The sequence below is a fragment of the Phnomibacter sp. genome (assembly GCF_036803085.1).
GTDB lineage: Bacteria > Bacteroidota > Bacteroidia > Chitinophagales > Chitinophagaceae > Phnomibacter.
The window spans coordinates 106,097-118,787 of the sequence record NZ_DAIRUZ010000001.1 but is presented as its reverse complement, the minus strand read 5'-3'; the positions used below and the strand labels follow the sequence as shown (position 1 = coordinate 118,787).

Annotated in this window: 11 protein-coding genes; 3 read left to right on the top strand and 8 right to left on the bottom strand. The window is 48.1% G+C overall.

What is annotated here, in order from left to right:
- Positions 1-18: 18 nt before the first annotated feature.
- Genes V7Q13_RS00475 through V7Q13_RS00465 form a run of 3 tightly spaced genes read right to left on the bottom strand, consistent with a single transcriptional unit; the run spans position 19 to position 2,912 of the window.
- The gene (locus V7Q13_RS00475; RefSeq protein WP_333798719.1) at positions 19-726 is read right to left on the bottom strand and encodes a 2Fe-2S iron-sulfur cluster-binding protein; all 708 of its coding nucleotides are present in this window, start codon (positions 724-726) and stop codon (positions 19-21) included.
- 12 nt (positions 727-738) lie between these two features.
- Positions 739-2,406, bottom strand: coding sequence for a NuoF family protein (locus V7Q13_RS00470; RefSeq protein ID WP_333798718.1), 1,668 nt, complete (start codon positions 2,404-2,406; stop codon positions 739-741).
- Positions 2,403-2,912: an NAD(P)H-dependent oxidoreductase subunit E gene (locus tag V7Q13_RS00465; RefSeq protein ID WP_333798717.1), complete on the bottom strand. Its 510-nt coding sequence runs from the start codon at positions 2,910-2,912 to the stop codon at positions 2,403-2,405. Before V7Q13_RS00465 ends, V7Q13_RS00470 begins: the two co-directional genes overlap by 4 nt.
- A gap of 219 nt (positions 2,913-3,131) precedes the next feature.
- On the opposite strand from V7Q13_RS00465, the gene V7Q13_RS00460 reads away from it, so the two are divergent.
- A complete protein-coding gene (locus V7Q13_RS00460; RefSeq protein WP_333798716.1) occupies positions 3,132-4,025 on the top strand; it encodes a DUF1684 domain-containing protein in 894 nt (297 codons plus the stop codon).
- On the opposite strand, the gene V7Q13_RS00455 is transcribed toward V7Q13_RS00460, so the two are convergent.
- Positions 4,022-4,660 (bottom strand): polysaccharide deacetylase family protein, encoded by a 639-nt coding sequence (locus V7Q13_RS00455; protein WP_333798715.1) that lies wholly within the window; start codon positions 4,658-4,660, stop codon positions 4,022-4,024. The two genes, V7Q13_RS00460 and V7Q13_RS00455, sit on opposite strands and share 4 nt — an antisense overlap.
- A 387-nt stretch (positions 4,661-5,047) precedes the next feature.
- On the opposite strand from V7Q13_RS00455, the gene gltX reads away from it, so the two are divergent.
- The gene (gene gltX / locus V7Q13_RS00450; protein WP_333798714.1) at positions 5,048-6,571 is read left to right on the top strand and encodes a glutamate--tRNA ligase; all 1,524 of its coding nucleotides are present in this window, start codon (positions 5,048-5,050) and stop codon (positions 6,569-6,571) included.
- A gap of 182 nt (positions 6,572-6,753) precedes the next feature.
- On the opposite strand, the gene V7Q13_RS00445 is transcribed toward gltX, so the two are convergent.
- On the bottom strand, positions 6,754-9,369 hold the full coding sequence (locus V7Q13_RS00445) for a zinc-dependent metalloprotease (protein ID WP_333798713.1): 2,616 nt from the start codon (positions 9,367-9,369) through the stop codon (positions 6,754-6,756).
- Between the two features lie 253 nt (positions 9,370-9,622).
- On the opposite strand from V7Q13_RS00445, the gene V7Q13_RS00440 reads away from it, so the two are divergent.
- On the top strand, positions 9,623-10,030 hold the full coding sequence (locus V7Q13_RS00440; protein ID WP_333798712.1) for a cobalamin B12-binding domain-containing protein: 408 nt from the start codon (positions 9,623-9,625) through the stop codon (positions 10,028-10,030).
- A 51-nt stretch (positions 10,031-10,081) separates the two neighbouring features.
- On the opposite strand, the gene V7Q13_RS00435 is transcribed toward V7Q13_RS00440, so the two are convergent.
- Genes V7Q13_RS00435 through ccoG form a run of 3 tightly spaced genes read right to left on the bottom strand, consistent with a single transcriptional unit; the run spans position 10,082 to position 12,681 of the window.
- A complete protein-coding gene (locus V7Q13_RS00435) occupies positions 10,082-10,807 on the bottom strand; it encodes a sulfite exporter TauE/SafE family protein (protein ID WP_333798711.1) in 726 nt (241 codons plus the stop codon).
- Positions 10,808-10,818: 11 nt separating this feature from the next.
- Positions 10,819-11,256, bottom strand: a complete 438-nt coding sequence (locus tag V7Q13_RS00430; RefSeq protein ID WP_333798710.1) for a FixH family protein — start codon at positions 11,254-11,256, stop codon at positions 10,819-10,821.
- Between the two features lie 12 nt (positions 11,257-11,268).
- A complete protein-coding gene (gene ccoG / locus V7Q13_RS00425) occupies positions 11,269-12,681 on the bottom strand; it encodes a cytochrome c oxidase accessory protein CcoG (RefSeq protein WP_333798709.1) in 1,413 nt (470 codons plus the stop codon).
- Between the last annotated feature and the right edge of the window lie 10 nt (positions 12,682-12,691).

Below are 12,691 nucleotides of genomic sequence, written 5' to 3'. Positions count from 1 at the left end.
GCGCAATACAACGTGCAGCTATTGCAGCAGTTTTCTTTTTTCTACCAGTTCTCCTATCATTTCCGGATACTTTGTGAGTTGGCCTTGTGCCACGGCTTTGGGCCATATAGCACCGGTTGGGCAGGCATGTACACATTTACCACAATCGGTACAGGTAATGCTTTCGCCCCAAGGCGTATTGAAATCGGAAATGATGCGTACATCATGACCACGGTTCATCACACCCCAGTTTCCGGCACCTTCTACTTGGGTGCAAACCCGCACACAACGGGTGCACATAATGCAGCGGTTGTGATCCATCACAAACCAAGGATGCGAGGTATCTACGTTGCACTCCGGATACAAAAAAGGATAACGGATGTGGTCAAGTCCTACAGCATAGCCAGCTTGTTGCAGTTCGCAATTGCCATTGGCCACACATACGGCACATACATGGTTTCGCTCTGCAAAAAACAGTTCAACCGTGATGCGTTGATACCGCTTGATACGGTCGGTATCGGTGCGTATTATCATGTTGTCGGCTACCTGTGTGGTACAGCCACTCAGCAATCTGTTCACACCTTCTATTTCTACCAAACACAAGCGGCAGGCACCAATATCATGCAGGCCTTTGAGGTGACAAAGCGTAAGCATCGGTATGTTATTGGCTTTGCATACCTCCAAAATCGTTACACCAGATTCGGTGAGGATTTTTTGTCCATTGATATACACAGTAATGATGGGCATATACAAGTGGCTTTACAGTTCGAGATGTTGATGTATCAATACTTCCGGTGACACCAGGCGATTGGCATATTCTTCGGGAAAATGGCGGAGTGTGCTAAGCAACGGATTGGGAGCACTACCACCCAAACCACAGAGGCTGGCTTCTTTTACATACACTGCCAACTCTTGCAATCTGTCCACATCATGTTGAGTGCCTTTGCCGTCTACAATGCGTTGCAGCAGGTCGTGCATCATGCGGGTGCCTACCCTGCACGGAGCACATTTGCCGCAGCTTTCATCCATACAAAACTCCATGAAGAAACGAGCCACATCCACCATGTCGCTGCTCTTGTCCATCACAATCAATCCACCCGAACCCATGATGCTGCCAAGGCTCATGAGTGATTCGTAATCCATGCCTACATCCAAATGTTGCTCCGGAATACAACCACCCGAAGGGCCACCGGTTTGCGCCGCTTTAAATTCGCCATCGCCAGGAATACCACCGCCAATGTCGAACACAATTTCGCGGAGGCTGGTACCCATCGGCACTTCAATCAGGCCGCTGTATTTGATTTTGCCGGCCAGTGCAAACACTTTGGTGCCGGCACTTTTAGCCGTTCCGGTTTCACTAAACCATTCACCGCCATTCAAAATAATCGGCGCTATGTTGGCATAGGTTTCTACGTTGTTGATGAGTGTTGGCTTACCCCACAAACCACATTCTGCAGGGTATGGCGGCCGCGGACTTGGTGTACCTCTTTTCCCTTCAATGGAAGCAATCAATGCGGTTTCTTCACCACATACAAATGCACCTGCACCAATGCGAACCTCTACATCGAAAGAGAAGTTGCTTCCCAAAATATTTTTACCCAGCAAGCCCAGTTTTTTAGCTTGTTTCAGGGCTGTTTCAAAACGCTTAATCGCCAAGCGATATTCACCGCGAATGTAGGCGTAGCCTTTGCTGGCACCCACAGCATAACCCGCAATCATCATGCCTTCGAGCACACTGTGCGGATTGCCTTCGAGCACACTGCGATTCATAAATGCGCCAGGGTCGCCTTCATCGCCATTGCACACCACGTACTTCTGATTGTTGACGTATTTGTACACCGTTTCCCACTTCATACCCGTGGGGTAACCTGCACCACCACGCCCCCGCAAACGGCTGTGCTTTATTTCAGCTATCACATCTTCCGGCAGCATGCTGTTCAAGGCTTTGTCAAAAGCTTTGTACCCGTCATACGCTATGTATTCTTCAATGTCTTCCGGATTGATGACACCACAATTTTTCAAAATAATTTTGTGTTGCTTTTTGAAGAACGGATCCTCATTGGCATTCACAAAAGGTTCGGGTCTGGTATCGGCAAACAAGAGTTTATCTTTCTTCGGTTGCTTGTCAACAAACTGTGCCTTCAGCAAGTCACCTACTTCTTCCGGCTCCACTTTTTGGTAAATGGTATGATCGGGCAACACTTTTACCAGCGGTCCCTGATTGCACAATCCCATGCAACCCGTCAGGTTGGCTTCTACTTCGTCTTTCAAACCCAGTGCATCAATATTTTGCTGTACTTGTTCCAATACTTTTTCTGCATTGGAAGCCATGCAACTGGTACCACAGCACACACATACTTTTTTACTGAAATGATGGTGTTTTGTTTTGGCCTGATCTGCCATCACCGTCAACTCCTGCCGGTTCATAATGCCTCCAGTTTTTCATGAATTATTGCCACGAGTTGATGGCCATCGGTTTTTGCCTGCACTTCTTCGTCTATCACTACAGCAGGCGCCAAACCACAGGCGCCAATGCAACGGGCCACTTGCAAGCCGAGTTTGTTATCGGCCGACACTTCACCCGCTTTGATACCAAAGCTTTGCTCCACGGCATCCAGCAATTGCTGGGCACCTTTTACATAGCAGGCAGTACCGGTGCACACCAGGCAGGTATGATCTCCTCTCGACTTGAGCGAAAAGAAATGATAGAAAGTAACGGTAGAAAATACCCGTGCAGGAGGAATATGCAACTTGTTGGATATATGCTGTAGCACAGGCATGGGCAAATAACCATACGCATTTTGAGCTGCATGCAAAATTTCAATGAGTGCATCCGGACGAAAATTCTCTTTCTTCATGCGGGTGTCTAATAATTTCACCCGTGGATCGGTGGCAGAAAGCCCCGATGAGGCATTGGCAAATGGTCGTTTCATAACGTTCTTTACTTAGAAACTGAACGATGAAAGCAAGGCGAGCAACAGCAAGGCCGCAAGTGCGGGATGGGGTTATCGGAATTGCTATAGTAACAAATCTACCGGCCGGCTATTTGCAGAAACATGAGCAAAATCAGCGCAATGAACTGAGAAATACCGCATCATTTTGATGAACTTTTTCCAATTCCGCTATCTTGCCCCTGCACTTGTTTTACTGGCATGAAAAAACGAATCGTCTTTACATTACTGACCACTGTTATCTGCAGCAGCAGCTTACTTGCTCAACGCAGCAATCCTGCCTACGATGCTGAATTGCAGCAATGGATAAGTAAAAGAATCGCTTACCTGAAATCAACCGATGGATGGTTGAATTTGGCAGGATTACTGTGGTTGCAACCAGGCAACAACAGCTTTGGCAGCAGTGCCGAAAACAAGACTGTTTTCCCGGCCAGCTTCCCTTATGCAAAATCTGGCGAGTTCATATGGACGGATGCTCAGGTAAGTCTACAATTGAAACCGGGCGTAGCCGCAAATATTAACGGAAAGACATTTACGCAAGGCATTGTATTCGATGCAAAAAAGGGAATATCAAGCGTGGTGAAAATGGGCGACTGGCAGTTTAGCATCATTCAACGGGGTGATAAAACGGGTATCCGTTTGCGGCAGTTGAATCACCCTGCTGTGGCAGCTTTTCACGGCACAGATCGTTTTGCAACAGACACAACGTACAAAGTGCAGGCAACACTGATGAAGCCTGCTTTTCCCAAAACCATTGCCATCAGCAATGTGCTGGGGCAAACCAACGAGCAACCATTAGCAGGTACGTTGTTGTTTACCCTGCATGGCCAATCGTACAGCCTGCAGGCACTTACCGAAGGTGATGAATTGTTCATCTTGTTTGCAGATGACACCAATGGTGAAAGCACTTACGGTGCAGGTCGTTTTTTGTACGCTCCCATGCCCGATGGCAATGGCAAAACAGTGCTCGATTTCAACAAGGCCATCAATCCACCTTGTGCGTTTACACCATTTGCCACTTGTCCGTTGCCGCCCAAGCAAAATCAGTTAACGATGGCTATTGAAGCGGGAGAAAAAGATTACGGACATCATTAAAAAACAGATGGCAAGGCTTTGCTGTGCAAGCCTTTTTCTTGTAACCATGCCAAGGTAAGCGACAATGCTTCATGTAAGCGGGGCATGGCTTTGGCGCTATCGTGAAATACAATGATGCTGCCGGGACGGGTATGTTTTTTGACAGCAGCAAAACAATGCTGCCCATTTTTCTTCGTATCAAAGTCGCCGGTAAGCACACTCCACATCAGCACAGACATGTCAGGATATCGGGAACGGATTTGTGTTGCTTCATCTTTGGTCAGTTGCCCATATGGTGGACGAAATAGTTGGCTATCGATGACGCCGGCAGCTGCATCCACATCCGCCACATAATCACTCGTAGTAGCTTTTCTTCCATTGAGGTGATGCATGGTATGATTGCCCACCGCATGCCCTTCGGCCAAAATGCGTTGATAGATGTCGGGGTGCAGCAGTACATTTTTACCAATGCAAAAAAAGGTTCCCTGCATGCCTGCAGCTTGCAGTTGATCCAGCACAAAAGGCGTGGCTTCGGGGTGAGGTCCATCATCAAAAGTGAGGTACACTTCGTTGCCCTGCAACACCGGCCCCTGCCACTGCAATCCTTTCGGAAACAGCATGCGCAACCACCACGGTGTATGATGCAAGTAAAACATGGGCGCAAGATAGATGATAGATGATAGTTGGTGGTTGATGGTTTGTAGTTGATGGTTGGTCGTTTATCGTTTATCGTTTGTTGTTTGTTGTAAGACTTAGGGTTTCTATTTTACCTCTCCCGGCCTCTCCCAAGGGAGAGGTGACGTAGAATAGAGGCTATTATCTTCGGACTCAGGTCTACAAACTCCTGACTCCTGACTTTCAGTCTTTCGGACTTTCCCTCTTCCCGACATTTCATTACCTCTCCCGGCCTCTCCAAAGGAGAGGTGATGTAGAATGGAGGCTATTATCTTCGGACTCCGGTCTACTGACTCCGGACTCCCAACTTTCGGACTTTCCTTCTTCCCATCTTCCTGACTCCTTTCTACAAACTATCTTTGCCGCCTATGAGTCAGAGAGTAAGAGTTCGTTTTGCCCCGTCGCCTACGGGTGGATTGCACCTGGGTGGTGTGCGTACCGTATTGTACAATTACCTGTTTGCCCGCCAGCACGGCGGCGATTTTGTGTTGCGCATCGAAGACACCGACCAAACCCGTTTCGTGCCCGGTGCAGAAGCCTACATTTTGGATTGCCTGAAATGGTGCGGCCTCGAACCCGACGAAAGTGTGGTGAAGCCCGGCGCTTATGGGCCCTATCGCCAAAGCGAACGCAAGGAAATGTACCAGCAATATGCTCATCGTTTGGTAGAGCAGGGCGATGCCTATTATGCATTTGATACGCCTGCAGAACTTGAAGCCATGCGGGAGCAATACAAAACGCCGGAGAACCCTTCGCCTACCTACAACCAGCAGGTTCGACGACACATGCGCAACAGCCTGAATATGGAGCTGGAAGCGGCCAGAGAATTGATTGCTGAAGGCACTCCGTATGTGGTGCGCATCAAAATGCCGGTAGATGAAGTAATTGGTTTTACGGATATGGTGCGTGGCGAAGTAAATGTGAATACCAGCCAGGTAGATGATAAAGTGTTGCTGAAAGCCGATGGTATGCCTACCTATCATTTGGCGGTGGTGGTAGATGATTACCTCATGAAAATTACCCATGCGTTTCGTGGAGAAGAATGGCTGAGCAGTGCGCCTGTTCACCTGATGCTCTGGAAGAAACTGGGCTGGGAAGACAGCATGCCTGCATGGGCTCACTTGCCGCTGATTATGGGTCCTGATGGTGCCAAACTGAGCAAGCGCCATGGCAACAAATATGACTTCCCCATTTTTGCCATGAACTGGACCGACCCTTTGAAAAATGAATTCACCGAAGGCTTCCGCGAAAGAGGTTTTTTGCCCGAGGCATTTGTAAACCTGCTGGCACTCATGGGTTGGAACGATGGCAGCGGACAGGAAATTTTTACCCTCGATGAAATGGTACAACGCTTCAGCATGGAGCGGGTACACAGCGCCGGTGCACAGTTTGATTTTGAAAAAGCCAAGTGGTACAACCACGAATGGATAAAGCGCAGCACTGCACAGCGTCTGCTGCCTGAAGTGCAACAAGTACTGGCGCAGCATGGCATTACTGATTGTAACGATCAGGTATTACTGCAAGTGATTGACTTGGTGAAAGAACGCTGCACATTACTCCATGATTTTTACGAGCAGTCAGGCTTTTTCTTTCAGGCACCGGCCAGCATTGATACTGAAAGCATCAAAGGAAAATGGAATGAACAGAAGACTTTGTTCTTTACTGAGCTCATCCGCAACTATGAACTGACGCAACTGTGGCAGGCTGCTGATTTGGAACATGCGTTCAAAGAGATTGCTGCAGTGAATGGCTTAAAGCCCGGCGAACTGATGTTGCCCTTCCGCATCATGCTGGTGGGTGGCAAGTTTGGCCCGGCCGTGTTTGATATTGCTGCCATTATTGGTAAAGAAGCAACCATTGCAAGAATTAAACATACGTTGAGTTTGTTGTGAGGTTTTTACCACAGAGGCGATTGAGGTAAACACAGAGGAGAAGGAGTTTTATAATTCATTCACTCATTGACTTCTTTCACTCATTGACATAAAAAAACATCCCACCAGCCTTCGCCAGTGGGATGTTTTTTTATGGTGACTGTATTTCCTAATTAACCAGTCAACTAATTAACCGATCCACTCTATTTCACCGCCAATGCCTTCTCAATGAGGAATTGCAAATTGGCACGGTGTGCACGGCTTTGCTCATCGGGGCTTACAGCAGTAGCCAGTTGTGTTTTAATTTTCTTGAGGGTGCTCAATGCAGCGGCTCTAGAAGCATTGTCGTAGCCGGGAGCTGTGGTAGCAATACCGCTGGCACCTTTTACAAACTCTGTTTGCAAGTTTTGGCGGTACAGGTTTACACCGGTTTTTAAATCGGCGGTAAAAATGGCGCCTACCAAATCACTCATTACATCAGCTACGCTGTAGGTATTGCCATACAAGCTGCTGCTGTTGAGGCGCTGCAAGCTTACGGGATTGAGGATGCGAGACAGAACACTCATTTGCAAACCAATCACGGTGTTTTGTGGCTTAGGATCTTCGGTAGCACCAAAAAAACCGAAACCACGACGCTGTGATTGCAGGTAAGGAAACAGTTGTGCATCGGCATCAAAAGCGTTGGGCGCAAACACATTCTTCGCCAGCAGGCTCATGGCTTTTTTCTGATACGCCACAGGCACTGGTGTAAATGGTTTGTTACCGCTTTGCTGTCCGGGGAAGCTGCGGTCTACATACACACCACCAATGTAGTTGGCCACGGCACCGGCCATTTGACTACGCTGGCTGATAACAGTATAATACCGGCTGCGCAGTTTAGCCCACGATTCGTTGGGGTCTGTGTAACGGTCTTTGAGTTTGCCCAGCATGGTATTCACCAGCTTAAAGCGATCTTCGGCATAAGCCACCATATCGTTACTCATATCGTTCACCATTACACGGGGGTCGATACCGCTACCGGCGCCACGCATGTCGTCTGCATCGTTGCCAAAAGCCAGTTTGGGATCGTTGCTGCGAGACAGGATTTTCTTCAGGCTTTCCTCTTCTGTTGCAGCACTGAATGGCGTGTAACCATATTCAATCGCCCACACATCGTAAGGGCCTACTTTGGTGGTGTAATAATCGCCCTGCTTGCTGCGGTCCAGCGATACGTTTACGGCAGGATAATCCATTACACTACCCTGCAAGCCAAGGCTGCGGGTAATGCTCTTGTTGTGTACTTCGGCGGGGCTCAGCATTTGGCTGGCTTTCATATTGTGGTTAAGGCCGAGTGTATGCCCCATTTCGTGCAAAATGAGGTAATACAAAAACTGCTTGTGCATTTCCGGCACTTCAGCAGCATCTCCATCCAGCACTTCTACAGCAGTGGCGCCGGTCATAAACTGCATGGCCAACTCTTGCGCCATATTGCAGGTAGCCCAATGTTTGTGGGCACCGGCAGGCAGCAATTGCTGTACGGTTTTGTTTTGGGCAAACGCTTCTTCCCAAGAAGTAGCAGCAGCTTTTTCGTACAGCTCACTTTGGATGGGTGTACCGGCACCGCTGCGCCATTCTACGGTAATATCTGAACCCAAAATTTGGCCGGTGCGGGGGTTGGTAAAGCTGGGTCCGATGGCACCGTACGAAGGATAGGCACTGCTCACCCAACGAATCACATTGTAGCGGATATCGGCAGGATCCCAGGTGGCATCATCCGGCATTTGCTTCATCACCACGGCGTTTTTGAAACCCGCTTTTTCAAAGGCTTCGTTCCATTTGTTGCCGGCTTCCATTACGTATGGACGCAGCTCTACAGGCGTGGTGTTTTCTACCCACCACACAATGGGTTCTACCGGTTCGCTGATGGCTGCATTCGGATCTTTCTTCACTAAATGCCAGCGGTTGATCACGTCTTTAAATGGCGTTGGTGACAGAGACGTCATGTCGTCTATTTCCGAACCAAAATAGCCCACCCGTGGATCGTCGCGGCGGGGTCGGAAATCATTTTTCGGCACTTCAATAAAGGAGTGCTGCATCCGCACTTTATTGAAGCGGGCATCAGTAATGTCTTTACCACCCTGGTTGAAAGGCATGGGGTTGTCGTAAGCCAAATCCACCACCACATCGGTGTTGTTGGGATAGCTACGCACACCCGTCACACGGCTTTTCATGGGGTTGAGGCCACCCAGATTGAAAATGGCCGTTGGCGGCAAACCCGGAGGATTCAACGGCTTCACCGGATCGAGTTTTTCGCCTACAAACAAACCATCGGCGGCAATGAGGTAACCGGTAGAATCTTCACCGGCAATTTTTTCAGACAAGAAAACAGCTTCCTGTACATCCACATTGGCCGACTTGGTTACAGCATTGTTGGGGTCGTAAAAGAAGTTGGTGTTTTGAGTTGCAAACTCGACTTTATCGTACACTTTGCGGATAGCAAAAATGAGGGTAGAGCGGTGCATGCTTTGGTTGAGGAACAAACTGGTGGGGCCGCTCAGTGAAAAGCTCTGGTAAATGAATTCCTGACCGAGCTGGTCTTTGCGTACATACAATTGCGTGGTACCTGTGGCAGTATCCTGATACACGGTAAACAAGCCGGCGTGTTTTTTACTCGACTTGATTTTGTCGGCAATAGAAAGTGGTTTGGGAGCAGCCTTTTTAGCGGTGTCTGCCGCTGCGGCCGGAGGGGCAACTACGGCCGTTTTATCATTGCGCTGTGCCATGCTAGTCATGCTCAGCAACAATGCTGCCGGTAGCAACCATTGTGTTGTAGATCTCATAGAGGAATATTTAATTGGTGGACAAATTGCTACAAAATCGGTATTCCCCGGGCAAAATCGGTTAAAAGGTAAAATAGCTGGACAGTAGCCGCATTTCAGCGATGACCATTTGTGGTGAAAGCAATGAAGCAGCGGGTAAATGCAATGGCGGAAAGCAGTTGGCCTCCTACCTTTGTGCAGCTTTGTAACAACAGCACACAACGATTGCAACCTGCTGAGTGAGCATGTTGCTGCTGCATAAAAACTGTACATCATGAACAGACCAATACGGGTACTGGTAGCCAAAGTAGGATTAGACGGCCACGACAGAGGAGCGAAAATTATTGCCACTGCCCTGCGGGATGCCGGCATGGAAGTGATTTATACCGGCCTGCGCCAAACGCCTGAGATGGTGGTAAACGCTGCATTGCAAGAAGACGTGGATGCCATTGGTGTGAGCATTTTGAGCGGTGCTCACATGACCGTTTTTCCCCGCATCAAAAGCCTGATGGATGAAAAAGGCATGCACGATGTACTGCTTACCGGCGGCGGCATCATTCCTGATGACGATAGCAAAACCCTGCAAGACATGGGTGTTGGCAAACTCTTTCAGCCCGGCACCAATACACATGATATTGCCGATTTCATTTTGGCATGGGTGAAGGAGCATCGGAGTTTTTAGAGAAGACCGAAAGTCGGGAAGACGGGAAGTCCGAAAGAAAGAATAATCTCTTTATTCGTGGCAAGGAATTGTTTCGGCGCCTCTGCTGGCGGCGGGCAGTCCGTCTAATGCTGGCGAAATGTATGGTATGCCCAAATCGAGCCCACGAAGAATAAGCAGAATGGCTACAATGCCGGTAAACACAGGCAGCCATTGCCGCATCTTACTGCGATACTTGGCACTCAACTGCGCAGCAAATAATAACAGGAACAACATAAGCGGTGCCGTGGCTATGCCAAACACCGACATAAATGCAGCAGCCGATACTACGCTACCGGTTGCTACTGCTGCACTCAATGCAACATACACCAATCCACAAGGCAACAAACCGTTGAGCATACCCAGCACAAAAGTGGCAGAGTAGGCCCGCTTACCCATCATGGCTCCCATGAGCGGCGATAGTTTGTTACCCATGTAAATGGTAAGCTGATTACTGTGGAATATGGCGGGTTTGAAAATGGTCACAATCGCAAAAAACAACATGGCAACGCCCAGCACCAAACTCAGTGCCTGCTGCCATCCGGCCAGCACCAGTTGCTGGCCAACAATACCAAACAAAGCACCCAATGCCGCGTAGGTAAATGTTTTGCCGCCGAAGTAGGCAAGTATGCCCATACCTCTACCCCATCCATTGGCCGAAGCAAACGGCAGCGATAAAGCAATAGGACCGCACATGCCTACACAATGCAGGCTACCGGCCAGTCCTAAAACCAAAGCGCTGAGGTACAAGGCATCCATGTTCAAAAAGATTATGGTGCGTAATAAATTACCTCGTTGTAATACGGCTTACCTGCGTACTGATATCTAGCTTTCACCGTGTACTTACCAGTCTTCAATTGATTGGCAGGAATGTTCACTAATCCATCGCCTTTTACAGGCACTTTAAAATCGTAGCTGGCATTGTCGGGGCGGTAAAAATGTAATTCACCTTCACCTTCTACAGCAGCCACCGGCAATTGCACGGCTACACCATTATCAGTTGCAGCTATGGTCATGGCTTTGCCCAATTGATTGGCGTTGTTTTTGCCATCAATCACTTGCTGGTATTTCAGTTCTTGTGCGTAGTAATCGGTAGATACCAGATCGTAATTCTGGCGGGTACACAGGTAAACCATGCCGAGCATGAATACCACAAATCCTGTGTACACCAAAAATATTTTGGTTCCCCAGTTCCATTTGATGGTCATAGGCTTGATGTTTTATTCAGTGTATCCCAGGAAGCTGGTCTTCACTGTTCTGATTCGTTTTCCGTCTTTATACACACCAATTTTTACATCAGTGTCGCGGCGTTTAATGGCCGACTTGGGCAGCACCAAAAAGAACGTGCTTTCCGCTTGTCCTTCTGCCGGTGTATGGAGCTGATGGCCACCTACCAGTTTGATGACGCCGGGCAGTTCTTCCACCTTTAATACCACGTCAATATCTTTCACGGTTTTGTTCACCATGTTCAGGTGGTACAAATTACTCAAACTATCTTTTCCTACCTCCTGAAAGAGTTGGCCACGGGCCCGTAGCAATGTTACGTCCACATCGTTGCGGGTAAGCAAGAGCGTTGTTAAACCTGCCAACAGCAATACCAGCACCACCGAGTAAAACTTCATGCGGCCTGTAAACTTGAATGGCTGATTATCGGCCAGCTGTGCTTCGCTGGCGTAGCGTATTAATCCTCTGGGCGACCCCACTTTATCCATCACATTATCGCAGGCATCAATACAAGCGGTACAGTTGATACATTCCAATTGCGTGCCATTTCTGATATCAATACCAGTGGGGCAAACCACCACGCATTGCTTACAATCAATACAATCGCCAAGTTTATTTTCTTCCGTACGACGGCCTTTGCCACGAGGTTCACCACGGTTGTAATCGTATGCAACAATCATAGAGTTATGATCGAGCAACACACTTTGCAATCGGCCATACGGGCAAATAACGGTACAGATAATTTCACGGGCAAAAGCATACACGCCATAAAAAGCAAGGGTAAAAATGACGAGGGCAATAAATCCGCCAACATGTTGTGTTACCGGCTCCTGAATGATTTTGAATAAATCCTCAACACCAATTATGTAAGCCAGAAATGTATTCGCAATTAAAAAAGAGAAAGCAAAAAACAGAAAATGCTTTAGTGTTTTGCGAACAATTTTATTACCATTCCAGGGGCCATTATTCAGTTTGCGTTGTTCATTAGGATTGCCTTCAACCATCCACTCCATTCTACGGAAAATCATTTCCATGAAAATAGTTTGCGGGCAAGCCCAACCGCAAAAAACCCGGCCATAGATCATGGTAAACAGGTAAATAAAAATTACCATGGTTACCATGCCTACGCCAAAGATGAAAAAATCCTGAGGCCAAAAAATCATACCGAAAATCGAGAACTTCCCTTCAACCAAATTTATCTGTAGCGCAGGATTACCATTTATTTTTATAAAAGGCAAAGCAAAAAACAGCACCACATACAGCACACTCAGCACGGTACGGCGGGTGTACCATTTTCCTTTTGGCTGCCATGCATAAATCCAATTCCGTTTTCCGTCCTTGGTTACAGATGGCATCCTGTCGCGAAACGACTCTTCTAACTGCTCAACGGTTGATTTTTCTGTACTCATAATCTGGTAT

Excerpts from the sequence above, each read along its gene's own strand:
- V7Q13_RS00430 (WP_333798710.1), bottom strand. The coding sequence starts at position 11,256 with ATGACCATCAAATGGAACTGGGGAACCAAAATATTTTTGGTGTACACA.
- V7Q13_RS00435 (WP_333798711.1), bottom strand. The coding sequence starts at position 10,807 with ATGGATGCCTTGTACCTCAGCGCTTTGGTTTTAGGACTGGCCGGTAGC.
- V7Q13_RS00475 (WP_333798719.1), bottom strand. The coding sequence starts at position 726 with ATGCCCATCATTACTGTGTATATCAATGGACAAAAAATCCTCACCGAA.
- V7Q13_RS00445 (WP_333798713.1), bottom strand. The coding sequence starts at position 9,369 with ATGAGATCTACAACACAATGGTTGCTACCGGCAGCATTGTTGCTGAGC.
- gltX (WP_333798714.1), top strand. The coding sequence starts at position 5,048 with ATGAGTCAGAGAGTAAGAGTTCGTTTTGCCCCGTCGCCTACGGGTGGA.
- V7Q13_RS00470 (WP_333798718.1), bottom strand. The coding sequence starts at position 2,406 with ATGAACCGGCAGGAGTTGACGGTGATGGCAGATCAGGCCAAAACAAAA.
- ccoG (WP_333798709.1), bottom strand. The coding sequence starts at position 12,681 with ATGAGTACAGAAAAATCAACCGTTGAGCAGTTAGAAGAGTCGTTTCGC.
- V7Q13_RS00455 (WP_333798715.1), bottom strand. The coding sequence starts at position 4,660 with ATGTTTTACTTGCATCATACACCGTGGTGGTTGCGCATGCTGTTTCCG.
- V7Q13_RS00465 (WP_333798717.1), bottom strand. The coding sequence starts at position 2,912 with ATGAAACGACCATTTGCCAATGCCTCATCGGGGCTTTCTGCCACCGAT.
- V7Q13_RS00440 (WP_333798712.1), top strand. The coding sequence starts at position 9,623 with ATGAACAGACCAATACGGGTACTGGTAGCCAAAGTAGGATTAGACGGC.
- V7Q13_RS00460 (WP_333798716.1), top strand. The coding sequence starts at position 3,132 with ATGAAAAAACGAATCGTCTTTACATTACTGACCACTGTTATCTGCAGC.